Source organism: Halobacteriovorax sp. JY17 (assembly GCF_002753895.1).
Classification (GTDB): domain Bacteria; phylum Bdellovibrionota; class Bacteriovoracia; order Bacteriovoracales; family Bacteriovoracaceae; genus Halobacteriovorax.
Genome location: NZ_NJER01000002.1, coordinates 197,635 through 222,047, shown reverse-complemented (window position 1 = coordinate 222,047; position 24,413 = coordinate 197,635). Strand labels below are relative to the sequence as shown.

Below are 24,413 nucleotides of genomic sequence, written 5' to 3'. Positions count from 1 at the left end.
AAGGTGCACAAACACCTCTTAGAAGACCATTATTTTAAATTTTCTATTTAGATTTTAAGAAGCGCTTGGCCATTCCCTCTTTTGTTGCCTGTTTTGGCCTAGAGATAGCGAAACTTCCATCCTTCATATCGTGGGTAATAGTTGAGGCGCTGGCCACAAAGCAATCATCACCTATTGTTACAGGTGCAACAGTTTGAGAGTCAGAACCAATGAAGCTTCTCTTTCCTATTATCGTCTTATGTTTTTTCGCTCCGTCATAATTACAAGTGATAAAGCCGCAACCAATATTTGTTTCTTCACCAATTTCTGCGTCACCCACATAACTTAAATGAGAGACCTTAACACCTTTTTCGAGCTTGGATTTCTTTACTTCAACAAAGTTTCCAATTTTCGCCTCTTCTCCAATATCTGCTCCGGGTCTTAACCTAGCATAAGGACCGACAACCGAGCTTTTTCTAAGAATAACTTCTTCAAGGTGTGAATAGGCTTTTACTGTAACTCCGTCTTCAATTGTCGAATTTACAATAATACAACCAGGCTCAAGTGTGACATTTTCTCCAACCCTACTTAAATTGTCGATAGAGACATTAGGATGAATAAAACTTCCTTTTCCAATATTGCTTGTATTTATATAAGTATGTCTTGAATCGACAAAGCGAACACCTGTTTCTCGTAGGGAAGAAATAATACGCTTCCTCATTGCTATTTCAGCTTTTTCAAGTTGCTCTAAATTATTCACTCCCACAAATGAGGAAGCACTTTCAAAGAGAATTGGTGAAACATTATACTCATCTTTAAATAGATCTGTGAGGTAGAACTCCCCTGCTTTATTAGATGATCCAATTGAATAGAGATGTTCTAAAATAAACGATGTCTTTAAAACATACATTCCAGAGTTTACTTCCTGAACCTGCCTTTCTACATCATTAGCATCTTTCTCTTCAACAATATGAAAACCACTATTTTTTGACCTGATGATTCTTCCATAACCTTTTGGTGTAGCAACTTTGAAAGTTGCCGCAACACCATCCAGATTCTTATCCTTAGCTTCTCTATATAAAGAGATTAATGATTCGCTTTCAATCAAAGGGGTATCTGCGCACATAACGAGCGTATACTCACACTCTTTAGCATCTTCAATTTGATCAAAGTAGCATCTTAGAGCGTGAGCCGTTCCTAACTGCTCTTTTTGGTAAGCATACGAAATTTGATGATTCCCATAATTCTTATTAACATACTCTTCAACTAACTCTTTTCCATGTCCTGTAACAAGCCCCGTAAAAGACTTTGAGTCAGCAATAGAGCTCATCATTTTAAGACTTTCACTTAGTGGGTAATCAACTAAGCTTTTCCCTAGAAAAGGCGCCAAAGGTTTTGGAAGACTTAGACTCATTCGAGTCCCCGCTCCTGCGGAAAGAATTACCGTACCAACTTCATATTTCATAAATATCCTTTATCTATAATAGAACTAGAGGGAAATGATCGCATATTTGAAACATCCGATCAATTCACAACACTACGTAGTCTAAGTAGCCAAGTTTGGGTCAATACCCGACTAAGTTACTTAAATACTTAGAAAAAAATATACCAAAAATTATAAAAAGTTTAAAGACTTAGAGGCATTTCCCCGATGATTTATGTGAAAGAAGTAAGGTTACAAGAATAGACCATCTGAAGGAGAATATATGGTTACTAACTACGAGGGTGATAACATTGAGTTCAAAGAGGAACTTCCCCTCCTACCGATCAGAGATATCGTTGTTTACCCATTTATGATCCTGCCGTTATTTGTTGGTAGAGAATCATCTATTCAAGCGGTCGAGCACGCTCTCAATAAGACGGATAGATTAATCCTTTTGGCCAGCCAAAAAGATATTACGGCCGAAGCTCCAGAGCCATCTGAAATTTATGAGCTTGGTACAGTTGCCATGATTATGAGAATGAGAAAACTCCCAGACGGAAGAATTAAAATTCTCGTTCAAGGACTTTCAAAAGCAAGAATTGTAAACTTCGATCAAACAGAGCCATTCTTTGTAACTAAAGTTGCAAAAGTTGAAGATGTAGCTGTTGAATCGGGAGCTGTTGCAGTTAATGCTTTAATGAGAAATATTAGAGAACAACTTGAAAGAGTGATTACTCTTGGAAAAGTTCTCTCTCCAGATATTCTAATGGTTCTTGAAGATATCCAAGACCCTGGTCGCCTAGCTGACCTAGTAGCTTCAAACCTCAATCTCCATGTTGGTGAAGCACAAATGATTCTAGAAGTTCTAGACCCTGTTGAAAGACTTCATAAAATTAATGATATCCTTTCAAGAGAGCTAGAGATTCTGGCCATGCAACAAAAGATTAAGCATGTTGCTAAAGATGAAATAAATAAATCACAAAAAGAATATTTTCTTAGAGAGCAAATAAAGGCGATAAAAAGTGAACTCGGAGACGAAGGATCTGATCAGCCAGAAGATGAGTTCGAAGAATTTAGAAATAAAATTTCAGATTGTAAAATGCCAGAAGAGGCCAATAAAGAAGCTCTTAAACAACTTCTAAGACTAGAGAAAATGCACCCGGATTCCTCGGAGTCTAGCATTTTAAGATCTTATCTTGAATGGTTAACAGATCTTCCTTGGTCAGCATCTTCAGATGAAATTTATGACCTTGACGAAGCACAAGCAATTCTAGACGAAGATCACTTTGACCTTGAAAAGGTTAAAGAAAGAATTCTAGAGTACCTTGCTGTTAGAAAACTCAAGGACGGTCAAATGAAAGGACCAATCCTTTGTCTATCAGGACCTCCGGGTGTTGGTAAGACTTCTCTTGGGAAATCTATCGCAAAAGCAACAGGAAGAGAGTTTGTTAGAATTTCTCTCGGTGGCGTAAAAGATGAAGCAGAGATTAGAGGACACAGAAGAACATATGTTGGTTCAATGCCAGGTAGATTTATTCAGGCGCTAAAGCAAGCAAAAACAAATAATCCAGTGATCCTACTTGATGAGGTAGATAAACTTGGCGGAGACTTTAAAGGTGATCCTTCAAGTGCTCTCTTAGAAGTACTAGATCCTGAACAGAATATGAACTTTAGAGATCACTATCTAAATGTTCCATTTGATCTTTCAAATGTAATGTTTATTGCGACAGCAAATGTTCTGGAGCAAATACCGGGACCACTCAGAGATAGAATGGAAGTACTTAATCTCTCTGGTTATACACAAGAAGAGAAAGTTGCCATTACAAAGAAGTACCTTATTCCAAAGCAAATGACGGAAAATGGTATTACAGAGGACCATATTGAGTTCACCGACGAAGGTGTGCAAACAGTTATAAAGAACTTTACTTCAGAAGCTGGACTTAGAAATCTAGAGAGAAGAATTGGTGCTCTTTGTAGAAAAGTTGCTACTAAAATCGCTAAAGGTGAAGTCACCAAAACACAAATTATACCAAATGAAGTTGAAACTCTTCTCGGTCCTCCAATTTATACAAAGGAAGACGAAAAAGAATTTGATGAAGTTGGTGTAGCAACAGGTCTTGCATGGACAGCTCATGGTGGAGAAATCCTATACATTGAGTCTACCAAAATGAAGGGTAAGGGACTAACTCTTACAGGTCAGCTTGGAGATGTCATGAAAGAGTCTGCTCAAACAGCAATTGGGTATATTAGAAGTAGAGCGGCTGAACTTGGTGTTAATGAACAAGACTTTGAAGAAAATGAAATTCATATTCACTTACCTGCTGGTGCGACACCAAAAGATGGTCCAAGTGCCGGTATCACACTGGCCACGACAATCGTATCTCTTCTAACTGATACTCCAATCAGTAAAGAAGTTGCTATGACTGGTGAGATTACTCTAACTGGAAAAGTGCTACCAATTGGTGGATTAAAAGAAAAAGCTCTTGCGGCCATGAGGATGAATATTAAGACAATTGTTATTCCGTGGAAGAACAAGAAAGATCTTATCGACATTCCTGAAGAGTATAGAAAGAAGCTTAATTTCATTCCTGTAAAAACAATTGATGAAGTACTAGAAGTAGCACTAGTTGGTTGGAAAAAGAAAGAAGAGAAGCCAAAACGAAAACAAAGTAAGAACACATTACCGCCAGTTGCGGCATAATTTTAAAGGGAGCTAATAGCTCCCTTTTTTTATTCCTCCTATTGCTAGATAAGAACCTACCTCCTTTTAACTCTCAAAAAATATGCTACAATTATTAAAAAACACATGGATGAGTAATTTATGAGCAACACAAGAAATAAAGACCTTAAAATTGTCGTAGTAGACGACTCGGACTTTTCCAGAAACTCACTTATAGAAATTCTTGAAAAAAATGGGTTCAGTGTTGTCGGACAAGCTTCTAGCGCAAATGAGGCCGTTCCTCTTCTTGGAACAGGGGCTAATCTCTTTCTAATTGATATAGTGATGCCAGAAGTAAGCGGAATTGAACTCTCAAAAATTATTTCTGAAAATTCTAAAAACACTAAAATCATAATGATGTCTTCCTTAAATATGGAAAGTATTATTATAGAATCAATTTCAAACGGAGCTGTTGATTTCCTCACTAAGCCTTTTGGAGAAAAAGATTTAATACGCTCAATTGAAAAAATTGAAATTGAAATGGAAAAGGATAGTTAAGATGTTTTTTATGTTTAAATTTTGTCTCTATTTTTCAATAAGTTTTATCATCCTCTCATTTCCACTAGCGAATAAACCTATATTTGAATATATGAATCAATTCACAAAGCCTTATACGGCCAATATATATAAAGCTGTTAAATCAAATTTTAATTCTGGTATTGAGCAGGGCTCGCAGATGGGAAAAGACCTATTCTCTAATACTTCGGCCAAAAGTGACCAAGTAAAAACGAAGTATTCTTCAGTTAAGAAATCAATGAAGCAAATTGATGATGAAATTGAAAAGAATCACGATAGTTTTACTGTCGAAGAAAAAGAACTCTTGAAAAAAGTCCTAAAAAAAGCCGAGTCATATTAACTCGGCTTTTATTATTACACATGGAAATTTATAATTACGATTCTTTGTCTGAGCTCTTTTTCTCTTGCTCAACTTGTACTTCAGCTTCTTGAACTTTCTTCTCAGCACGAGCTTGAGTTGATTGATTCTTAACACAGCTTGTAGACGACTCACCTACAGTTCCTGCGAATGAAGTTGTTGAAAATCCTGCAATAAGTGCTGTTAGTAATAGTAGCTTTTTCATAAATCCCTCCCGAGGATAATATTGTTTTACTACTATTAATGCACCTATTGTGCCAAGACAAACCATTATATTTACAGCTACTTAGGTACGTCCACCCTGTATGTTTTCCAACACCTGTCTAAACTTTAGCCAAAAAATCTCAACAACCACTTCACAAGACGGAATTTACCAAAATAAGGAGGATACTTGGCCGGCAAATCAAGAGCTGTTGAAGCATTAAAAATAGATTTTTGATGAGAGAAGAGATCAAAGGAATTTCTTCCATGGTATGCTCCCATCCCACTTTCTCCAACACCACCAAAAGGCAAATGCTCATTTGTTATATGCATAAGGGTATCGTTAATCGTAACTCCTCCTGCGCTCACTCTCTTTAAAATAGAGTCTCTAACCTTTTTTTCATTACTGAAAATATACATAGCAAGTGGCTTTTCTCTTTCAGTAACATAATCAATAGCAGATTTTAAGTTTGTCATTTTTAATACTGGAAGAATAGGTCCAAAAATTTCCTCTTCCATACAAGTATCCTCGCCCTCAACACTTACAATCGTTGGAGAAATATACTTCTCTTCAACGGAGTGCTTTCCTCCATACAAGACTTTATCCTCAGAAATAAGCTTTAATAATCTCTCAAAGTGAGAGCTATTAATAATCCTTCCATAGTCCTTACTTTTAAGGGGATCTTTCCCATAGAACTTATCAATATATATCTTCAACTTATCCACAAGTTCTTCATACTTATTCTCCTGAACAAGTACATAATCAGGAGCAATACAAGTCTGCCCTGCATTAAAAAACTTCCCGGAAACTATTCTCTTAGCGACTAAATCTAAATTGGAGTCTCCAAAGACAAATGTAGGGCTCTTTCCACCAAGTTCCAATGTTACAGGAGTAAGATTTTTCGCGGCTTTTTCCATAATAATTCTTCCGACATGCCCATTACCTGTATAGAAAATATAATCAAACCTATTGTTTAAAAGACGCGTCGTCTCCTCGACTCCTCCCTCCACACAAGTGATGAATTCAGTCTCAAAGTTTTCAGTAATTATTTTCTTAATTACCCTTGATGTATTACTAGAGATTTCACTAGGCTTTAATACGACTCTATTTCCTGCTGCGATAGCTCCAATGAGAGGAGAAAAAAGAAGTTGAAAAGGATAGTTCCAAGGAGAAATAATAAGAATACTCCCGTAAGCTTCAGGCTGAATATAGCTCTTTGCTGGAAAGTGAATGAGAGGTGTTTTAACCTTCTTCTTTCTCATCCATTTCTTTAAATTCTTTTTAATTGATCTGATCTCGTTTTGAACAAAGAGAATTTCAGATAATTGAGACTCGTAGGTTGGCTTACCAAGGTCTAATTTAAGGGCCTCTAGTATTTCCTTTTCATTGTCCTCAATAGACTCTTGAACCTTCTTTAAGAGCTCTAAACGCTTATCTAATTCGATATAAGAGTTTTCCAGGTACTTTTGTCTTTGTAATAGAACAGCATTATCAATATCTTCGAGTTTCATATAGATCCTAATTAAGAAAGAATTAGAATTATATCACTTATAGATAGACGATTAAAGGTAAACAAGGCCTATTTCAGCACTTGTTTACACCTCTTGCATTTCCCTAACTTTCGCGAGAAGTTGACTCTGCGGGCTTCTCAGACGGCTTAGAGCTTGAGTCTTGCACTGACTTAGACTTACCAGAAACTCTCGCTTGAGTAGACTGATTCTTAGAACATTCTGTTGAGCCTTCTCCAACGCTTGCAAGCGAAGAGATTGATAGAAGTGAAAGGATTGTAAAAGTCATTAATTTTTTCATAAATATCTCCCATGTGTGTTCTTATTTAAGAGCACAAAACATGCCAATATTTCTTCGAAATTATGGGAGCTTACAATGAAGAAATTTGTTAATTACATGACACTGACAAAGAATTAAACAGCTAAAAATAAAAAAGCCTAGACGCAAAGTCTAGGCTTTATTATTTTATACTTTCTTTTAGTAAGAATTATCTTTGCGTTTCTTTATTTGTTCCTTTAGGTGTTTCCTCACCAGCTGGAACATCAGCAGCCTTTGCTTCAGAACCTTGAAAGATCTCTTCACACTTAACATTATCATCTTTGTTCTCACCTACTCCATCGGCCATTGCTGGCATCGTAAAACCTAGGACAAGTAAAAGAGCTATTATTTTTTTCATGTTATTCTCCTAACTATTTCTAACTTTATTATACTCTTATTCTTAAATCTTTTCACTCAATGGGCTAACCTACTTAAAGTTCGAAAGCCCTCCCACCACAAATAGTGGGCACTATTATAAGTTAAGGTTAACACCCGCTGGCTTAACAATCGCTAAGAGAGACTGGAAAGCTTGTGTGACCTGTAAAGCCATTTTGTGACCTGCTTTAGACTCAACTTTCTTGATCTCACCATAGTTGTCATACTGAACATTGATTTTACCAATACTGTCCATTTTAATCTCAACTGGTTTCCCTTGAGCGTTATACACAAAAGAGAGTGATCTTTTCTTCTTAGTATTCTTGTCATAGTCGTGCATTTTTGTGATACGTCCCTTTCTATCGTAGATAAGAAGAACAGACTTACCAAAACTATTTTCAGCTTTAGCTAGGTTCCCACTTTTCTCATCGTACTTAAAGTTAGTCCAACCTTTCTTATTCACAACTTTAGTAATTTTGTTAAACTTCTTGTGATAAGAAAGTTCAATGTAATCACCTTTCGTTGAAGTTTTCTTAGTAAGAAGACCCTTACTATTATATTCAAAAGAAGTTACGTGATTTCCTCTTGTAATTTTAAGTGGAAGTGAACAACACTCTGAATAAATAGTTTCTGTCTTAAGATCATTAATTTGAGTTAAGATTCTATAAGTATACTGTGAACCATCAGGTCTGGCCTTGATCTCATACTCATATCTATTTGATACTGACTTTCCGTTTGGAGACTTCTTCGTCACAACTGTCCAGTAGTGAAAATCAGGATTTTTTGGATTAGAGTCATACTTATAGCTTGTTAAATCACCACTTCTACTTTTAACTGATTCAACAAACTGAGTTCTAGGAGTGTACTCTACTTCCATTTTAGAATCATCAGAATAGCTAATCGCTTTCATATTATGGTTTGCATCGTAAGAGTATTTAAAGATATTTCCTGCAACATCTTTCGACTCTACAAGGTCATCACCTTCGAACTTATACGCTGTTTTTTTATTTGCAGTAGAAGAGATGCTCTTGATTCTTCCATTTTGAAACCAATCAAAGAATAGTTGCTTTGCTTGAGAATCTTTAATTTTTAGAAGGTTTCCATTCTTGTATTCAAAAGAAATTGTATATCCATGCTTGTCTTTAATTTGAGCAAGTTTTCCATCTTTATTAAAGAATTGAACTTTACCATCATTGTAAACACGCTTAAATCCATCTTTTACTTTATGAACTTGTTGTAGTCCCCTAGTATTTGAATAGAGAACTGTTCCATTCGCAATCTGTGCCTTAACACTAAATTTTCTTGCATAGGCCTGTCTAAGTTCAGCATCATTTGTTAACTTCACTTTTAAAGACTTTGCAACTTGTTCAGTTACACTTGTTCTCTTTCTCATGGCCTCAATAATTCTTTGAGCTGCAGAAACTGGATCAACCGCTTCCTTAGGAACAAATCTTGTATTAGCACCGCTACCATTCTCATGAACAATCACAGAGCCATCAGCTGATACTGTAAGAAATGTTTCATAATCAGAACCCCAGCCAAAACCAAACCAGCCTTTTTCGGTAGATTTTGAATTGTAAGTTCTTACAACTTCAAGGTCATGACCTCCACCTGGAACGATGATGTCAGTATAAGAAATGTAGAAGTTTCCGTTCTTAAGATTAACCCCACCAAACACAGTCGCTGGAATTAAAAATAATAATAGGAGTAATTTAACAAGCTTCATGTATTAATCCTTTTTTGAGCACTATAATTCTCTCGTATATTATATCGGTAATTCAAATTTAAAACTTTAAACTATTTTTAGAAAGAAGCTAAACCTTTATTTTTACTATCTTCATAATGACAAAGCCTCCGGCAAAATCAAAGGCGAGCGCCACCAAAGTAAGTAAAATTCCAAGGGGATGGGTAAACATTGGCTTCACTGAATCAGGATCTGATACAAAGTAGATAAGTCCAATTCCATAAGGCATGAGAAAAATTGTCATTCCCTGAAACATCCCCTGAGCAGTGTAGGTATCAATCTTCTGCTTAAGCCTAACTCTTTCTCTAATCACTTCAACAATTGTGTCGAAGACCTCTGCAAGGTTACCACCTGTCTCTCTTAGGATATTTATAGAGGAGACAAACATGTCATTGTCTTCTGTAGGAACTCTCTTTGCTAAGTTATCAAAGCACTCTTCGAGGGGAACACCAATTCTATTTTGCTGAAGAATCATATTAAACTCTTGAGAAACTGGAGCTGGCATTTCGTCTACAACCATTCCAATGGCCTGAGGAACTGAGAGTCCTGCCCTAATTCCATTAGACAAGAGAGTAAGAGCATCTACCATTTGACCTGAATATTCATTAATTCGTCTCTCAACAAGATAATTTATAATGGGCTTTGGTATTTTAAATCCTATAAAACCAAATACTAACCCTAGTATAAAGCCTAGAACCCACTGACTAAATAGCCCTAGAAATAAGAACATAAAGCACCCTAGCCCTACAGAGCATCCAAGAAGTGCATAAGTAATTCTTTGTTCAGGAATTTCAATAAAGAGAAGCTCTAACTTCTCCATGATGTAGCTTCTCGTTCCAAAAGTTTGATTTTCAATCCAATCAAAAATACCTTGAGAATACTTATAACAAAGAAGAAAGAGGGCTAGGCCAATAAGCCCTATGAGCCCAGATTTACCAATGAGAGCAAGAAAGAAACTCATTAGCTAGGCCTCTTCTTTACTGGACGAGCGCCTGGAGGTCTTTGCTTTGGATTAGGTTTCCCATCTCCTCCTGTGGAACCGCCACCAGAGCTTGCAGGAGGCGTCGATCCTCCTCCTTTATTTTCATTTGTACTATTGCTAAACAATCCTCTCGGAACGTTATAGCCCTTCCTTTCCAAGACTTCGATAAACTTTGGAATAAAACCCGTCGCCTGAAATTCACCAATAATTTTCCCATTCTTGTCTATATCTCTTTGTTGAAAGAGAAAAATATCTTGAAGAGTAATTACTTCTCCCTGGATTCCACCGATTTCGGAGATGTGTGTAATTTTTCTGGAACCGTCATCTAATCTCTTTTGCTGAATAATCATATGAACAGAGTTTGCAATCATTTCTCTAATTGCTTTTGGACTTAGACCTGCTCCTGCATATTGAACAAGTGTTTCTAATCGTCCGATACACTCTCTTGGGTTATTAGAGTGAACTGTCGTCATGGAACCGTCGTGCCCGGTCCCCATTGCTTGAAGCATGTCTAAAGTTTCTCCACCACGACACTCTCCCACAACAATTCTTTCAGGACGCATTCTAAGTGTTTGCTTCACAAGACATCTAATATCAATTTCGCCCTCACCTTCAAGAGATGGAGGCCTTGTTTCTAGTCTTACCACGTGGTCTTGAGGAAAATTAAGTTCAGCCGAGTCTTCACATGTAATGATACGTTCATTGGCAGGAATAAACCCTCCAAGAATATTAATTAGTGTTGTTTTACCCGAACCCGTACCACCACTTACAACAATATTTCTATGCCCCTCAACAGCGATCCTTAAAAAATCGGCCATATTTTGAGTGAGAGATCCCCACTGAACATAGTTTTTATAAGTAAGAACTTCCTCAGGAAATTTTCTAATTGTAATACAACAACCATCAAGTGCTGATGGTGGAATAATAGCGTGAACTCTTGATCCATCTTTTAGACGAGCATCCACATACGGAGTCTTCTCATCAATTCGTCTACCAATGGGAGCCACAATTCTTTCGATAACGTTTAAAACTTGTCTATCATTAGTAAATGTAATTTCAGACTTTTTAACTTTTCCATCTTTTTCATAGAATATTTTATCAGGCCCAACTACCATGATTTCAGAACAATCTTTGTCGGCGAGTAAATCTTCGAGAGGACCAAGCCCAAGAGCCTCATCTAAGATTTCTTTTACGATTCTATTCATATCTTCTCTAGACTGAAAGATACTCTTTGTGTCTTCTTTACCAAGAAGTTCTACGACCATTTTCTTTGTCTGTTCTCTCATAATAACAGAGGCCTTAGGGTCATTATCATCTGAATTCTTTAAATCCATTTCATCCACAAGAGCTTTATGTATTCTAGATTTAAGTTCAGTCCAAGCACTCTTTGCTTTTCCATCCATTGGAGCGTTTGCATCAGTACTCGCCCCAACGTTTGTAGGTTTATTTAGCTTTGCTAGAGATTTAAGAATATTTTTTTGAATAATCTTTCTTGCACACTCAACAACCCCTTTAGCAAAGTTACTCTTCTTTGCAATAACCATGACGGGCTTCTTTTGATTTAAGGCCATAACACAGGTTTGATCATCTTTTGGAATATTTGCGAAGGGTAGTTTTCCCATCGCCTTTCCAACAACCTCAGGAGTAACAGGGTGACCTTTCTGATGTTGATTTAAAATCACTTGCATCATATCTTTTGGAAACATCATCGTAACAAGGTCTGAGTACAGCCTCTTGGTTTGATTGAGAGCAAGAATATCAGGAGTCACAACAAGAAAAATCATTGTTGAAAACTCTAACGCCTTTGCGGCGAGATCATTCATCTCACTTCCACCATCTATAATTGTAAGAGGAAAAATATTAGTTATGGCCTTAAGACTTTTCCCAAGCCCATCTGCATTGATACCATCACTTGCAGTTGGATCACTTGGCATTCCAATATAACTAACTCCCGCAGGGTGTGGTGTAATAAATTGCATAATAGATCTTGGATCTATTGCACCACTAAACTCCGAGAGATCTTTAACTGTCTTCTTTGACTTCATCCCAGTAATGAAGTTCTGATCTCCACTAGCTCTCTTATCAAAGTCTAGAAGAAGAACCTTCGCTCTCGATTCTGCAGCATAAGCAAAAGCTAAATTTGCTGCGACCTGAGACTTACCCTGTCCACCTTTTCCACCAATAATTGTAATTATATGTCCGGCCATTATCTTCTTCTACTTCTAAACTTACGTTTAATTTCTTCCGTTCCGCTTGAAGCTGACTCAATAATTTCAGGAGTCACAAAAACGACGAATTGAGATTTATTGGTTAAATAAGCTTTTGACTTAACAAAAGAGAATAATTTATTTCCGTCTTCAACATCATCTACTCCTCCAGGAGGATTTCTATCAAAGTCAGTAGAAGACTTATTGACCACGACTCCACCAACAACAGCACTTTCTTTACTCTTAACAACCAAAGCTGTTTGTATAGTATTTGAAGTAGTCTCTGGAGGGTCTCCAACATTTGCGCTAACAGTAATCCCCATACTTAAATCAATTTTTTCTTGCGGAAGTATTGTCGGTGTTATTGCTAAGTCAAATCCAGCAGAAGCCTTCTCTGTACGAACAAATTCTCCCGTACCAATTGCAAAAGGCTTCTCACTTCTTTTCACAATCTTACTTGCAATTTTATCTTTTGTTATTATAACCCCAGACTGAATAACACGCGCGTATCCTGCACTCTTAGCCGAAGCAAGTCTTGGGAATAAGTTTGAAATTGTTCCAGCAAGGGTTCCCTGAGATGAACTTGTGACTCCACCATCATTCCCCTTCCCAATATTAATTGTTCCCCCGCCTCCGGCCAGAACAGGTTCCCACTTAAATCCAAAAATTTTATTATAATCTTTTGTTAGCTCAACAAATTGAGCGGATATTTTTATAAGCTTTGGAATTGGTGCTGGTTTTTTCTTTGAATTCACACTAATGAAGTTTTGAATAATATCTTTCTCTGCTGCCTTAACAGATTCAGTTCTTCTTGCAAGGTTTTGAATCATGTCCGGAACATAGACGGCTGCAATTTGCTCGGCCCTTGTCTTATCAACATCAGCACTTACAACGCCCTCTAACATAAAGAGTCCATTGGCCACTCTTACCGTAACATCTGGCATATTACTTTTTTGAATTTCTTTTTGCATATTTCTTGCGATAACTCTCTGAGTCTGCGGAGAGAGTTCTACAAGCTGAACAACGTCGGGATATCCACCAAGAACAACAATCACCTTTCCAATATCTGAAGGAACAACAATTTCTCCTCCAACATAGACTTTGTTTCCCTTAATTCCTATTTCTAAACCTTCCACATCACCGAGAAACTCTTTAAGCTCCTGTACGACCTTTGACTGATCAGTTGCAGTTATATTCACAAGAAATTTAGCTTTTATATCTCCAACAGTATTTCTTATCATGACAGAAGTCTGTCCTGGCTTTAATCCTTTAAAAGTAATTTCTCTCTTTTGAGGAATTATCACATGATTTAAAATAGTATCATTACCTACTTGAACTTTTGTCGAGGGTGCAAAGTCCAATTTTTCAACATGATCAATTCCTAAGACAACCTCAACTTTCTTCTCAGGTACATTCTTTCCTTGCTGTCCAAAACAACTTAGAGAAATCATGAATATTAAAATTGAGCTTACTAATTTCATTAATTGCCTTGGCTTTTATATTTTTCAGAAAAGAATATTTTAGCTTCTGAAGCATCCTCTCCAAGAATATCAAATAACTTCGTTGATTTAATTCTAACAACTTCTTTATCTGTATTATTTCTAAGAGCTAAGTATGGTGGTGTACCAGAGTTATAACTCAGAATAAAAACGAGCTTTTGAACTTCATATGGATCAAGCTCTAAGGTAACAGTTCCGTAATCACTATATGTATTAAGTTTCATTTGCTTAATCACCCTTGGCGTTTTCACTCCAATGATCGGTAGGTTCCCTGATATACTCTTACCTGTTGAAAGAATAAGTACATCTTGAAGAATTGTTTTCATTTTTTGTAAGTCTTTTCTACCTCCGGCATAATCAATACCTGCAAGAATATCAACGCGATCCCCCGGCTTAATTAACTTACCAACGGAAGCTCTTTCAGAAACATCGAGCGAGATCGCTCTCTTACCAACAGCAACTTGTCTAGAGAGACCACTTCTTTCATCGGGCCAACTCACTCTAGGTTTTGTAATCTGCTCCCCTTTAAGAATGGGAACTGTTGCCACAGTATTTTGAATTTCTTTAATTGTTTTAAAGGCCTTCTCATGAACAAAGTTAGATGGCATCGAAGTTACTGTAACCTTCGAATCATCGATCAACTCGAGTTCTTTGATATCTACCTTCGCGATTACGACCGATTGCTCTTTACCATACTTCTTTATGATCTTTGTCTTTTCATCGTCGATATACGTGTAAACCATAAACATCGCAAAGACTGCGATAATCAAGGCTAATGTAAGTGCTCTAGTGTTCATTCTCTTACCTTATTAAGTGACTACCATTAATTTTAGCAAATAATTACGAGTAGTTGAGAATGGGGAAAGAAGTGTCAGTCTAAATAGTTATTTTTGAACACATTGATCGTATCCAAGCTGGTCTGCAAAGCGGCCATTCCTGAGGAAATTAGTCTGCTCTACATATCCATCATCAGATTTCATATAGGTTTCTCCGCAAACACCGTAGAACGTAAAGAGCTTCACAAAATTAGATGATACTTCGCCATCTCTAGGCTCATCACACTCTTCATCAGTTTCATTTCCAAAGAAGTTCATAAATTTATAGCAGGTTCCAAAAGATTGCGTTTGTCCTATCGACTTTCTTCTCCAGCCAACACTTACAGGTCCAACAACGTTTAAGCCACTTCCTATAAGAAAGTCTATATCTATTCTATTTGGAGTTCTTGAGTCTTGCTTTAAGAGCCTATAGAAGTAGCCTCTGGTAGCCTTCTGTTGATTGATGGATCCATTTATTGAGTTCGTTAAATTTATTAAAACTGTATAAAGAAAAATAATAAATGGAAGAAACACAACGAATTCAAATATCGCCTGACCTTTTTCATTTAGAATTTTCTTCTTTTTGTTTCTAACAGCCATTATCAAAGAAAGTTATATGAGTATTGCATTCCGCACCAATTTCTTGCATCGTTTTACATACTCTTGCGAGGCACTCCGCTCTAGTTGGCTCTCGCCCCAAGAATGACTCTGATTTATAAAAGACAGGATCTCTGCCACCTACGAGTTCACTAAAAGAAAATGGAATAGAGTAATCAACAATTGTTCCAACATAGAGCTTATTTGGGGTTGCCTCAGGATCATTAACACTCATCACACCATTAAATCCAACAATCATAACTTCCGGCTTATAGCTCTCAAATACGGCCTTTGCTCTTTCAAAGGCAAAGTTATCAGATCCTGCAATATTGGCACTATTATTTTCAACCGTCAGATATGTTCTAGACGCCATATAATTCGCGTAGTGAATATAGAATCCACTTGTTGCATCAATTGATATTTTATAGAAAAGAAGAATAAATCCAAATGAGAAAACAAATGTCATTAAGAATTCAATCGTTGATTGACCTTCCTCTCTTTTAATTATCGTGGATATTGCTTTCCTCCTGAGAAAAATCGAGTCTGTCCATCATCAATATTATAATAGGTCTCATGAGGACCACTATAATTATTATCACTTCTATCTGTTTCGTTATTTAAATAACCATGTCTATAAGCATACTCTACTTGTGATCTAAGACCAGCAAAGAATGAAGAATCTTTACCCATGAAGTTTTTGAACCTATCAGAATTGATAATAGAAAAAGTAATGACACTTATTATGGCCAAAAGCATTATGTACTCCACAGCACTCTGCCCCACTTCATTTAATAAAATATTTTTTGTCTTATTGTCCATCCAAACCACAGCCATGAAACAAGTATTACTGGAGCATAAGAAAATCTTTGTCCAAATATTGTTTTTATTAATCTTATATTTCTTGTTCTTATTGCAAGTTTAATTATATCAAATCTTTTCATTATATTAGTTAACAGAAGAGAGAGTCCGACAACAACAGTTGAGTATGCCAAGAAAATAAATGCTGATTCATGAAAAGAAACAGGAATTAATAAATAAAAAGAAAGAAGATATTTTGAATCTCCTGCTCCCATAATTTTCAAACTAAAAAGAAATACTCCCACCACAAAGAATGCAATAGGAAAAACAAACGTTGAAAAACTGAACATATATTGATTTGGAAAGAGAAAGACACTGATAATATAAAATCCTATATTAATAAGTGGCCAGAAGTTTGAAATCTTCTTATGTGCAATATCATTAGAGGCGACGAAGAAGAGTTGAACGACTAAGAAGAGATAGACTGCGATTGGCATTATCTAGTCCTATTTTGATAATCAGAATACCAACACTCTTCAGCGCATACTCCAATAGTTAACTGCTGAGTAAGTTGATAACCAATACTTCTAATAGAATTAGACATCATTCCACCCATTCCCTTGACCATATTAAGAGCAATTAGGGACATGAATGCAAATAGAATGAGATACTCAATGAGGGCCTGTCCGGCTCTACCTTTTACCATGTATCTAAATTAACAGAATTTTGAATACGAAAAGACGCTTAGGAATATAATTCCTAGCAATGAAGTGCTGTTCAACTAGAACAATAGACTAACAACCAAAACTTTAGGTAGTCTAGTCTACTATTCTATTTGATCAACAAAGCTCTCTGCTTTACCAAAAACGTCCTCAGTGATCTTATTTAATCTAGTTGAGGCAACATCTTTGAACTTGAAAACAATTAACGCTACAACCGCAACCAGAAGAATATATTCTGTTGAAGTTTGCCCACTTTCGTCTTTTAAATAGGCCAGCAAAGTTTTTTTCATAACTTACTCCTTTGAATAACTTTGTCGGTCATTATCTTGCTAAACTTAAGAAAAAATTCTCTGAGTTTAGATATTTCAATAACATACCAAATCACTCAAGCTTATACTTAATTATACACCCACCCCGTGACACACCAAAGCATTTTCAACATTTTCCCACACGTTTCCATCAACCTATTAAAATTACACAAATGTATTCTTTATTATATAAATCCTCAGAAAGAACGGTATAATGATTATGGGTCTTGTAGTTGGCAATAATAGTTTTTTCGCCCTACAATTTCTTTCACGGAGGCGGTCCCTGATTATGGTGAGCAAGCTTGCACTTTAGAGAAATCTTAAGGAGTGAGAAGCCTTAAATAATTACTTACTGCAACCACCTGTCTAATGGCGGGCGGAAGACTCCAAATTGACAGCTCCTGACCCTCTTTTCTTTTCTTTAATTCCACTAAAAATTTGACAGAAAACGAACAGTTACCGATGATTGTTATATGGATCAAATAAATCAGCAAAAAGAAGTTTCAACAAAGTGGATAGAGAGCCTAGCTCTTGAAGAGATAAATATGGAAGAGTCTGGGGTTGTAAACTTCAACGACCATCTAAACCCTCTTCATATGTTGGAAGAATCTTCTATTGATTTCATGGATGAGCTACGAGAAAAATTTGAAATCTTTGTTTCAAAGTTTAATGAATATCGTGGCTCTCAACAATCTGGTTCAGCAATCAAAATTTTTAAGATCTCAAACACTATTAACGACTTCATGCTTTTTAGAAATAGCTTAAGATTGATTGTAGCCAGAAAAGCCGCTGACCTCATTACCATTGGTTTCTTAGCAAATGGAAAAGAAGTTTTCTCTGCACGCTTGAGATCAACTGATTCTACAGGCTCTCAAGGTGTTCATGAAGTTAGGGCCCACTTAGGTCCATTCAATGATATCACTTGGCGATTCAATGGTGAAATAGTAGAGACTGAAGCGTTAGTTAGGCACTACCTTTCAGAATTTATTAGAAACTCTGCTAGATAATTAAATAAAAGTTACGTCATCACCACCGGAAGAGCTTCCTCTACCGGTTTTTGCTTTTCCCATAAATCTCTTAAAAGTAAATTCCAAAGATTCCTTAACGGATGGCATATTTATATTTAAAAATCCTTCTATATTAGAAATATCTAAATCAAAAATAATTTTATCGCCTGCTGGAACAGTCGCCGCCGATGGCAAGAATGGAAAACTCCACCTTCCTCTTTGCACCAACCCCGTTCCCTCGGAAAATACGGAACAATACTCTTTAACAAAGTCGTGAAAAGTAGAAGTATCTTTCGAGCTAATTTGAAAGAGTCTATTCTTTACACTTTTTTCAAAACAAATTTTTAAAATCATCCCAAGATAATAGATATCTAAATATCCTGTTCTGACATTGTCATCACAGGAAACATTCTTTCTATCCATAAAGTCTTTTTGGATTTTTTCAAAGAAGGTTAATCTATTTTCAAGATGTCCTCTTCCGTAAAGCTTACAGCTTCTAAAGATAATGTAATTAAGGGATGATTTCTGAATATAGAACTCTGCTGAAGCCTGACTCTTACCATAACTAGTATTTGGATCAGGAATATCCATTTCAATATACTGCTTATCCTCACCAGCAAAGACAAACCCTGAAGACAAATAACAGACCTGAGACTTATATCTCTGGCAGTACTCAACCACATTATAGAGCCCACTTGCATTTAAAGCATCTGCAAGCTCTGCGCTTCTCGAGCACTCCATTATCGATGAAAGCCCTATTGCATAAATAGTAATATCTGGCTTAAACGCATAGAGCGCTAATTGTACTTCTTCTTTATTTAAAACATCACATGGAAGAGCGAGTACTCCTGGAATAAAAATTGGATTCTTATTGTAGGTACCAACAACTCTAAAGTCCTTTTTAAAGAACTCAGCAAGGTTTGACCCCACAAAAGATGACAGACCAAAAATTAAAATTGTTTTTTCTCTTTTAGGTACGAGAGTTGTGACATTTTCCATAGAAATATCATACCACTATTTAATTTTAAGGTGAATAAACGAAAAAATGCCCGTGCTTCATTCGAAGCAAGGGCAATAAAGAACAATATTTAACCAAGTAATTTGTTAGCTATGGCCGGGAGCTGGTTAGCTTGCGATAACACAGATGTTCCCGCCTGAATTAGAATGTTGTTTTTGGCCAAATCTGCTGTTTCAGCAGCGATGTCCACATCTCTAATTCTTGACTTAGCCGCACTTAAATTCTCATCACTAATCCCCAAGTTGTTGACTGTTGACGAGAGTCTGTTTTGTAGGGCACCCATATTGGCCCTAATTCCATTGATGTGCACAAGTGCATCATCAAGTTTCTGTAGAGAAGACTGAGCTCCCTCTTTAGAGGCAACATTATCAACTGCGAGTCCAAGAGTTGCAATCGTAGCGTCCGAACCAGTTCCATCATAGACAAGTCTGTCATTGATAGGATCGTTGTGGATACCGACTTGAAACTCCATCCTTCCACCTGTTCCGTCGAGGAGTTTAACTCCATTGAATTCATTTGATTGAGATATTCTGTCAATCTCCTCTTTGAGGTTTTGAAATTCAATATCGGAAAACTTTCTTTCCTCTGGTCCAAGTGTGTCGTTGGCAGCTTGTACTGAGAGTTCTCGAAGTCTAATAACAATGTTTGAAATCTCATTTAATCCACCTTCGGCTGTTTGAATTAGAGAGATAGCATCATTTGCGTTACGCTTTGCTTGTCTCATCCCTCTAATCTGGGCCCTCAAGTTTTCGCTTATAGCGAGTCCTGCTGCATCATCTGCGGCTCTAGTTATTCTCTCACCCGAAGATAATTTTCTCAGGTTGTCATTCATATTTCTATTTGTAGTACTTAACGTTCTCTGTGCTGATAGCGAAGACACGTTAGTATTAATTCTCATTCCCATGATTAATCCCCTTCAAACATCTGCAACCTCCTGTGGCGTACTTCGAACTTCTTGTTCAAAAAAAGTTATTATTAGTTTTTTATTCTTTCTTCTTTATTCTTTATTCTTTAATTACTTGTTCTTATTCTTTGTTCTTTTGTAATCTTATTTTATAAAGCAATTGAATCTTGCAGGATAAGCAACTGCTAGATCAATTTTATCCGTTTGGTCCAAACATCTGGGCCTCCTCATACAAAGTTTAAGTTAATTCAAAATCCTAGTGACCGAAGTCACTGGATTACCCTTGAGCGGCCGATTGAATTAAGCTTAGTGCATTCTTTGTACTAGAGTTCGCCTGTGATAGAACCGATGTACCTGCTGTCATAAGTATGTTTTGCTTAGTTAGCTCTGCAGTCTCTGCAGCGATATCTGTATCTCTAACTCTTGAGTTAGCTGCAGATAAGTTTTCAACACTTACAGCAATGTTATTTATTGTTGATTGAAGTCTATTCTGAAGAGCACCGAAGTCAGCTCTAATTCCTGAAACAGAGACAATCGCCGAGTCAATTGATGATAGAGAGTTCTGTGAAGAAATCTTATCTGCAACTGAAGCAAGGTTTAATCCTAAAGCAGCCACATTAACGTCTGCGCTTGAAGCATCAAATGTTAATCTGTCACTGATAGGGTCATTTCTCGTTCCGATTTGGATATCAAATACTGCACCAGTACCATTTAGAAGTGGAACTCTGTTAAACTCTGTTGAGTTTGCGATTCTGTCCATCTCTGAAGTTAACTGCTCAAATTCAACGTTAAGAAACTTTCTCTCTGTTGAACCAATTGTATCAGAAGCTGCTTGTACTGATAGCTCTCTAAGACGGATCAAGATATTTGAAACTTCTCCAAGTGCACCTTCAGCAATTTGAACTAATGAAATACCATCTTCAGCATTTCTCTTAGCTTGTCCAAGCCCTTTGATTTGTGCTTTTAAATTTTCTGAAATTGCGAGACCGGCAGCATCGTCACCAGCTCTGTTAATTCTTTGACCAGACGATAGTTTCTCTAACGACTTGTTCATGTTGATACGTGTACCACTTAAATTTCTTTGTGCATTAAGTGATGCAACGTTTGTGTTTATTCGAAGTCCCATTTTCATCCTCCTTGATGTGAGTGTCAGTAAACTCGTTTTACTAACTAATATGTCGTCCGTGACATATCCTTCATGAGTCTCTTCGACGCATAAACTTCTTTCTTTAGAAAAAAGTGTTTAATCTTTAGACAGGCAAACCTTGCCTCATAGCCAATAAAAACGCGAGGTTAGACAGATAAAATGCTACAAACAAGGCCTTCACCCAAGACTATATGCCTAAAGAATAGGCAAAAATAAAATTATTTTTCATAAAATTAAAGTTAAAATATTAGTATGACTAAATTTATTCAAAGTACACTTGCTCAATTTCCCGACTTCTTCGAAGAAACTCTTATGTTAATTGAGAGAGAATTTAAATATCCCACTCATCACAAATTTTTAACCGACTTCTATCCTCTAATGGGCCCTTTAAATCACGAACATTGTCACATCCTTATAGATGACAATAAAGTTATTGGTCATATTGCTGTTAAAGAAAGAATATTAAGCTTTAAAAATACAAGCACTAGAGTCGCTCTTATTGGAGCCATTGCCCTAGATGAAAAATACCAACAGCAGGGAAACTTCACTCCTTTCTTTCAGAAAGTTATAGAGATCTATAGTGCAGAAAATTCACTTCTTCTTTTATGGTCAGACCTTAAGCCTCTTTATAATAGATTTAACTTCTTTGAAGCCGGCGGTGTTATTCAAACTGGAAAAAAGAAATTACTTAATGAAAACCTTCCAAACGGCTGGGCCATTCATAACTTTAAAGACCTTAATGTAAAAGAATTTGAAGAAATAAAAACTCTCTACAAAGATCAGGAACTTCTCACTCTTGAAAGAAGTGAAGGTGACTGGGATCAAATTAAAGAGATTTCCTCTGCATCATTATATATAAAAAGAAAGAATCAAAATATCGTCTCTTACTTTGTAAAAGACAAAGGAAATGATTTAAACGGCATTATTCACGAGTTTGTCACAAAGAATGCATCATACGTTGAGGCCATAGATGACTTTATCGATTATCAGCTATGGCTCCCAGAATCTTTCAACAAAGTTTTTAATAAGAAAGATATTTTCTTTGGAGCGTTTCTTAGAATTTCTAACTTTAAACTACTTTCAATTTTCCTAAGTGATCTCACAAAGAACCAACTTTCTATTTCCAAACTTGAAGGAGATAAAATAACTGTAAAATACAAAGAAGCTGAATTTGATTTTAAAGTTGAAGAATTTTTAACTGGAATCTTTGGGCCGAACCCAATTGAAGAGTTTTCAGAAATTATGCCCAACTTTTATATCGCCGGGCTTGATTCTATTTAATTATAATTTTCGCGCAAGATTAAATCCCTTCATGAGTAAAGCAAAGGCAATAACCCAAAGTATATAGGTCACAGTTGGAATATCCACAAAGTGATTTATAACACGCTCACCAAGTAGAAATACACCCGATCCAAAGAACACCGAAGCAAGAAGAGAATGACTTAAGAATAATATTGCTGTAGTCACTTGATCGAATTGCTTTTCATGCCCTTTATGAATTACCTCAAAGGCGTACCCTTTTTTAGAAAAATCTTTTAAGAACCACTTTATATGTCTTGGTAAAACTTTTGAACTTGAAAGAAAGTCTCGCCCTAACCAGACCGCTTCTTCAATAAGATCTTCTTTTTTAAAACTATCTTTTACAATATTATAGATATCATTTTCCATAAGAGAAAAGAGATCTATATCCATATTTAAGCTCTTTCCAACACCATCTAAAGTAATTAAAGCTCTAAAGACAATAAACCATTCTCTAGGGAGAAAAATTTCATGTTTTCGAAGTGTCGTTATGACTTCTCTTAAAACAACGGTGAAATTTGTTTGCTGAACAGTGAGCCCAACAAAGGGAGAGAGAGCATCTCTAATATCTGAAGTCAGTTCATCAATATCAGGAATTGATTCATATTCAGCGACATCTAAGAACTCGTAGACCAGATTTTCATAATTAAAAGTTAGAAGAGCATAAATTATGGCGATAAAGTTTTCGCGTCCCTTTTTACTTAAGTGCCCCATCAGGCCAAAATCAATCAATCCAATCTTTCCATTTTCCAAATAGAAGAAGTTTCCACCATGAAGATCAGCGTGAAAGAATCCATCAGTTAAGAATGTTTTAATAAATGTGTTTAGACCCTTTTGAAGGAGTGGTGCTATATTTTCAACCAAACCTTCAATATGTTCTGCTTCACTAAAAGGAGTTCCATCTAGAAGCTCCATGACTAAAACTTTCTCCGAACTTATTTCCTTATAAACCTTAGGAATGTAAAATAGCTCTTCAGCATCATGATTCTTTAAATTCTTTTTCAACTTTTCACTATTAAGCGCTTCGATATTAAAATTAAGCTCGTTCTGGAGAGAAATTGAAAAGTCTTTTACTATTCTAGAGATTCCCAAGAAGCGAATTTCATCACTAACTTTTTCAATCTGAGTAGAAACGAAGCTCATAATTGAAAAATCTGTTATCATCTCTTTTTTAATATTAGGTCTTTGAACTTTTAAAACAACTTTTGTTCCATCTAAGAGTTTTCCCTTATAAACAACCCCAATAGAAGCTGTCCCAATAGGGTGAGGGTTTATCTCTGTGAAAACATTCTTCCATGGCTCACCTAAACTCTCATTGATAATTTTAACTGACTCATCAAATGGAACCGGCTTTACTTGGTCGCGAAGAATTTTCATTTGAGAAATAAATGATTCATCAAATATATCTTCTCTAGACGAGAGCAGTTGGCCAAACTTTACGAAGGCCGGCCCAAGTTCCTCAAAACACTTTCTAAGCCTAAAACCAAGAAGATCCCCCCAGTCTTTATGTCCCTGCTCTTCCAGCTCCTTCTTTATGCTTTTCTTACTTCTAGGTAGTACAAAATTGGGGATTAGCTGCGTGATAGAGCCTGATATGAATTCATCAAAACCATGCCTCGCAAATATGAGAACAATTTCTCTCAAACGAGAAACATTTCGAAATGTCTTTGTAATTCCAATGCCTGTTTTAATTAAATCCATAGACTTATCTTAACTCATTACACACTACACAAATAACGGGCAAAAGCCTCCCACCGATGTCTATTTAAAAAGAAGGGAAATTAAGCTAGAATTTAAGGAACTATTTTAGGAGTAACCGATTAAAACAATCAAAGTCATATTTATATTTATTTTCACTTTTGCAAATATTTTTGCCCAAGATACGTGCTCAAGAACTGCCACCATTAATCAGCAAGAAGTTCTAATTGATTCGAACTCAACGCAAAAAGGAGAAGGCCTACGTCACT

25 protein-coding genes and 1 other RNA gene are annotated in these 24,413 nt (G+C 36.3%); 6 read left to right on the top strand and 20 right to left on the bottom strand.

What is annotated here, in order from left to right:
* Positions 1 to 43: 43 nt before the first annotated feature.
* A complete protein-coding gene (gene glmU, locus CES88_RS09415) occupies positions 44 to 1,444 on the bottom strand; it encodes a bifunctional UDP-N-acetylglucosamine diphosphorylase/glucosamine-1-phosphate N-acetyltransferase GlmU (protein WP_290733704.1) in 1,401 nt (466 codons plus the stop codon).
* A gap of 241 nt (positions 1,445 to 1,685) precedes the next feature.
* Here glmU and lon point away from each other — a divergent pair, with 241 nt between their 5' ends.
* The 3 genes from lon to CES88_RS09400 all read left to right on the top strand — a co-directional run bounded on the left by lon (position 1,686) and on the right by CES88_RS09400 (position 4,977).
* Complete coding sequence (gene lon, locus CES88_RS09410) at positions 1,686 to 4,103, top strand: endopeptidase La (RefSeq protein WP_290733702.1); 2,418 nt, start codon at positions 1,686 to 1,688, stop codon at positions 4,101 to 4,103.
* Between the two features lie 120 nt (positions 4,104 to 4,223).
* The gene (locus CES88_RS09405; protein ID WP_290733700.1) at positions 4,224 to 4,619 is read left to right on the top strand and encodes a response regulator; all 396 of its coding nucleotides are present in this window, start codon (positions 4,224 to 4,226) and stop codon (positions 4,617 to 4,619) included.
* A gap of 91 nt (positions 4,620 to 4,710) precedes the next feature.
* Positions 4,711 to 4,977 (top strand): hypothetical protein, encoded by a 267-nt coding sequence (locus CES88_RS09400; protein ID WP_290733698.1) that lies wholly within the window; start codon positions 4,711 to 4,713, stop codon positions 4,975 to 4,977.
* A 34-nt stretch (positions 4,978 to 5,011) separates the two neighbouring features.
* Here the strand turns inward: CES88_RS09400 and CES88_RS09395 are convergent, their stop codons facing one another.
* From CES88_RS09395 to CES88_RS09325, 15 genes are all read right to left on the bottom strand, one after another.
* Positions 5,012 to 5,200, bottom strand: coding sequence for a hypothetical protein (locus CES88_RS09395; protein ID WP_290733697.1), 189 nt, complete (start codon positions 5,198 to 5,200; stop codon positions 5,012 to 5,014).
* Positions 5,201 to 5,325: 125 nt separating this feature from the next.
* On the bottom strand, positions 5,326 to 6,708 hold the full coding sequence (locus CES88_RS09390; RefSeq protein ID WP_290733695.1) for an aldehyde dehydrogenase family protein: 1,383 nt from the start codon (positions 6,706 to 6,708) through the stop codon (positions 5,326 to 5,328).
* A 103-nt stretch (positions 6,709 to 6,811) separates the two neighbouring features.
* Positions 6,812 to 7,006, bottom strand: coding sequence for a hypothetical protein (locus tag CES88_RS09385; RefSeq protein WP_290733693.1), 195 nt, complete (start codon positions 7,004 to 7,006; stop codon positions 6,812 to 6,814).
* Between the two features lie 187 nt (positions 7,007 to 7,193).
* Positions 7,194 to 7,382 carry a hypothetical protein gene (locus tag CES88_RS09380; protein WP_290733691.1) on the bottom strand — a complete coding sequence of 63 codons (189 nt, stop codon included), beginning with the start codon at positions 7,380 to 7,382 and terminating at the stop codon, positions 7,194 to 7,196.
* A 114-nt stretch (positions 7,383 to 7,496) separates the two neighbouring features.
* Positions 7,497 to 9,125 (bottom strand): DUF6531 domain-containing protein, encoded by a 1,629-nt coding sequence (locus tag CES88_RS09375; RefSeq protein ID WP_290733689.1) that lies wholly within the window; start codon positions 9,123 to 9,125, stop codon positions 7,497 to 7,499.
* An 88-nt stretch (positions 9,126 to 9,213) separates the two neighbouring features.
* A complete protein-coding gene (locus CES88_RS09370) occupies positions 9,214 to 10,104 on the bottom strand; it encodes a type II secretion system F family protein (RefSeq protein ID WP_290733687.1) in 891 nt (296 codons plus the stop codon).
* Positions 10,104 to 12,332 carry an ATPase, T2SS/T4P/T4SS family gene (locus CES88_RS09365; protein WP_290733685.1) on the bottom strand — a complete coding sequence of 743 codons (2,229 nt, stop codon included), beginning with the start codon at positions 12,330 to 12,332 and terminating at the stop codon, positions 10,104 to 10,106. Before CES88_RS09365 ends, CES88_RS09370 begins: the two co-directional genes overlap by 1 nt.
* Positions 12,332 to 13,813, bottom strand: coding sequence for a hypothetical protein (locus CES88_RS09360; protein WP_290733683.1), 1,482 nt, complete (start codon positions 13,811 to 13,813; stop codon positions 12,332 to 12,334). The genes CES88_RS09365 and CES88_RS09360 overlap by 1 nt, the downstream gene beginning before the upstream one ends.
* Entirely contained in the window at positions 13,813 to 14,628 is an 816-nt protein-coding gene (gene cpaB / locus CES88_RS09355) for a Flp pilus assembly protein CpaB (RefSeq protein ID WP_290733681.1), read from the bottom strand. The genes CES88_RS09360 and cpaB overlap by 1 nt, the downstream gene beginning before the upstream one ends.
* A gap of 87 nt (positions 14,629 to 14,715) precedes the next feature.
* Positions 14,716 to 15,246 (bottom strand): hypothetical protein, encoded by a 531-nt coding sequence (locus CES88_RS09350; protein ID WP_290733679.1) that lies wholly within the window; start codon positions 15,244 to 15,246, stop codon positions 14,716 to 14,718.
* Entirely contained in the window at positions 15,236 to 15,709 is a 474-nt protein-coding gene (locus CES88_RS09345) for a hypothetical protein (protein ID WP_290733677.1), read from the bottom strand. Before CES88_RS09345 ends, CES88_RS09350 begins: the two co-directional genes overlap by 11 nt.
* Before the next feature lie 38 nt (positions 15,710 to 15,747).
* The gene (locus tag CES88_RS09340; protein ID WP_290733675.1) at positions 15,748 to 15,999 is read right to left on the bottom strand and encodes a hypothetical protein; all 252 of its coding nucleotides are present in this window, start codon (positions 15,997 to 15,999) and stop codon (positions 15,748 to 15,750) included.
* Positions 16,000 to 16,031: 32 nt separating this feature from the next.
* Entirely contained in the window at positions 16,032 to 16,538 is a 507-nt protein-coding gene (locus tag CES88_RS09335) for a hypothetical protein (RefSeq protein WP_290733673.1), read from the bottom strand.
* Complete coding sequence (locus CES88_RS09330) at positions 16,538 to 16,747, bottom strand: hypothetical protein (RefSeq protein WP_290733671.1); 210 nt, start codon at positions 16,745 to 16,747, stop codon at positions 16,538 to 16,540. The genes CES88_RS09335 and CES88_RS09330 overlap by 1 nt, the downstream gene beginning before the upstream one ends.
* A 120-nt stretch (positions 16,748 to 16,867) precedes the next feature.
* Positions 16,868 to 17,053: a hypothetical protein gene (locus tag CES88_RS09325; RefSeq protein ID WP_290733669.1), complete on the bottom strand. Its 186-nt coding sequence runs from the start codon at positions 17,051 to 17,053 to the stop codon at positions 16,868 to 16,870.
* 238 nt (positions 17,054 to 17,291) lie between these two features.
* Between CES88_RS09325 and ssrS the strand changes: the two genes are divergently transcribed.
* Together ssrS and CES88_RS09315 are read left to right on the top strand one after the other, a co-directional pair.
* Positions 17,292 to 17,482, top strand: a non-coding RNA gene (gene ssrS / locus CES88_RS09320) — 6S RNA.
* 62 nt (positions 17,483 to 17,544) lie between these two features.
* Entirely contained in the window at positions 17,545 to 18,078 is a 534-nt protein-coding gene (locus CES88_RS09315) for a hypothetical protein (RefSeq protein WP_290733667.1), read from the top strand.
* Here the strand turns inward: CES88_RS09315 and CES88_RS09310 are convergent, their stop codons facing one another.
* The 3 genes from CES88_RS09310 to CES88_RS09300 form a co-directional block, all read right to left on the bottom strand.
* Complete coding sequence (locus CES88_RS09310) at positions 18,079 to 19,077, bottom strand: sugar nucleotide-binding protein (RefSeq protein WP_290733665.1); 999 nt, start codon at positions 19,075 to 19,077, stop codon at positions 18,079 to 18,081. It abuts the gene before it with no gap.
* 89 nt (positions 19,078 to 19,166) lie between these two features.
* A complete protein-coding gene (locus CES88_RS09305; RefSeq protein WP_290733663.1) occupies positions 19,167 to 20,000 on the bottom strand; it encodes a flagellin in 834 nt (277 codons plus the stop codon).
* A 277-nt stretch (positions 20,001 to 20,277) separates the two neighbouring features.
* Complete coding sequence (locus CES88_RS09300; protein WP_290733661.1) at positions 20,278 to 21,126, bottom strand: flagellin; 849 nt, start codon at positions 21,124 to 21,126, stop codon at positions 20,278 to 20,280.
* Positions 21,127 to 21,399: 273 nt separating this feature from the next.
* On the opposite strand from CES88_RS09300, the gene CES88_RS09295 reads away from it, so the two are divergent.
* Complete coding sequence (locus tag CES88_RS09295) at positions 21,400 to 22,428, top strand: GNAT family N-acetyltransferase (RefSeq protein WP_290733659.1); 1,029 nt, start codon at positions 21,400 to 21,402, stop codon at positions 22,426 to 22,428.
* Here CES88_RS09295 and CES88_RS09290 read toward each other — a convergent pair whose 3' ends face one another.
* Positions 22,429 to 24,147 carry an AarF/UbiB family protein gene (locus CES88_RS09290; RefSeq protein ID WP_290733658.1) on the bottom strand — a complete coding sequence of 573 codons (1,719 nt, stop codon included), beginning with the start codon at positions 24,145 to 24,147 and terminating at the stop codon, positions 22,429 to 22,431.
* Positions 24,148 to 24,413 lie beyond the last annotated feature (266 nt).

Coding starts and splice junctions, on each gene's coding strand:
- CES88_RS09365 (WP_290733685.1), bottom strand. CDS start 12,332: ATGGCCGGACATATAATTACAATTATTGGTGGAAAAGGTGGACAGGGT.
- CES88_RS09360 (WP_290733683.1), bottom strand. CDS start 13,813: ATGAAATTAGTAAGCTCAATTTTAATATTCATGATTTCTCTAAGTTGT.
- CES88_RS09300 (WP_290733661.1), bottom strand. CDS start 21,126: ATGGGACTTCGAATAAACACAAACGTTGCATCACTTAATGCACAAAGA.
- CES88_RS09390 (WP_290733695.1), bottom strand. CDS start 6,708: ATGAAACTCGAAGATATTGATAATGCTGTTCTATTACAAAGACAAAAG.
- CES88_RS09395 (WP_290733697.1), bottom strand. CDS start 5,200: ATGAAAAAGCTACTATTACTAACAGCACTTATTGCAGGATTTTCAACA.
- CES88_RS09340 (WP_290733675.1), bottom strand. CDS start 15,999: ATGCTTTTGGCCATAATAAGTGTCATTACTTTTTCTATTATCAATTCT.
- CES88_RS09330 (WP_290733671.1), bottom strand. CDS start 16,747: ATGGTAAAAGGTAGAGCCGGACAGGCCCTCATTGAGTATCTCATTCTA.
- CES88_RS09310 (WP_290733665.1), bottom strand. CDS start 19,077: ATGGAAAATGTCACAACTCTCGTACCTAAAAGAGAAAAAACAATTTTA.
- CES88_RS09370 (WP_290733687.1), bottom strand. CDS start 10,104: ATGAGTTTCTTTCTTGCTCTCATTGGTAAATCTGGGCTCATAGGGCTT.
- CES88_RS09385 (WP_290733693.1), bottom strand. CDS start 7,006: ATGAAAAAATTAATGACTTTTACAATCCTTTCACTTCTATCAATCTCT.
- CES88_RS09380 (WP_290733691.1), bottom strand. CDS start 7,382: ATGAAAAAAATAATAGCTCTTTTACTTGTCCTAGGTTTTACGATGCCA.
- CES88_RS09400 (WP_290733698.1), top strand. CDS start 4,711: ATGAATCAATTCACAAAGCCTTATACGGCCAATATATATAAAGCTGTT.
- CES88_RS09405 (WP_290733700.1), top strand. CDS start 4,224: ATGAGCAACACAAGAAATAAAGACCTTAAAATTGTCGTAGTAGACGAC.
- CES88_RS09350 (WP_290733679.1), bottom strand. CDS start 15,246: ATGGCTGTTAGAAACAAAAAGAAGAAAATTCTAAATGAAAAAGGTCAG.
- lon (WP_290733702.1), top strand. CDS start 1,686: ATGGTTACTAACTACGAGGGTGATAACATTGAGTTCAAAGAGGAACTT.
- CES88_RS09305 (WP_290733663.1), bottom strand. CDS start 20,000: ATGGGAATGAGAATTAATACTAACGTGTCTTCGCTATCAGCACAGAGA.
- CES88_RS09315 (WP_290733667.1), top strand. CDS start 17,545: ATGGATCAAATAAATCAGCAAAAAGAAGTTTCAACAAAGTGGATAGAG.
- CES88_RS09375 (WP_290733689.1), bottom strand. CDS start 9,125: ATGAAGCTTGTTAAATTACTCCTATTATTATTTTTAATTCCAGCGACT.
- CES88_RS09335 (WP_290733673.1), bottom strand. CDS start 16,538: ATGCCAATCGCAGTCTATCTCTTCTTAGTCGTTCAACTCTTCTTCGTC.
- cpaB (WP_290733681.1), bottom strand. CDS start 14,628: ATGAACACTAGAGCACTTACATTAGCCTTGATTATCGCAGTCTTTGCG.
- CES88_RS09295 (WP_290733659.1), top strand. CDS start 21,400: ATGACTAAATTTATTCAAAGTACACTTGCTCAATTTCCCGACTTCTTC.
- CES88_RS09290 (WP_290733658.1), bottom strand. CDS start 24,147: ATGGATTTAATTAAAACAGGCATTGGAATTACAAAGACATTTCGAAAT.
- CES88_RS09345 (WP_290733677.1), bottom strand. CDS start 15,709: ATGACATTTGTTTTCTCATTTGGATTTATTCTTCTTTTCTATAAAATA.
- glmU (WP_290733704.1), bottom strand. CDS start 1,444: ATGAAATATGAAGTTGGTACGGTAATTCTTTCCGCAGGAGCGGGGACT.
- CES88_RS09325 (WP_290733669.1), bottom strand. CDS start 17,053: ATGAAAAAAACTTTGCTGGCCTATTTAAAAGACGAAAGTGGGCAAACT.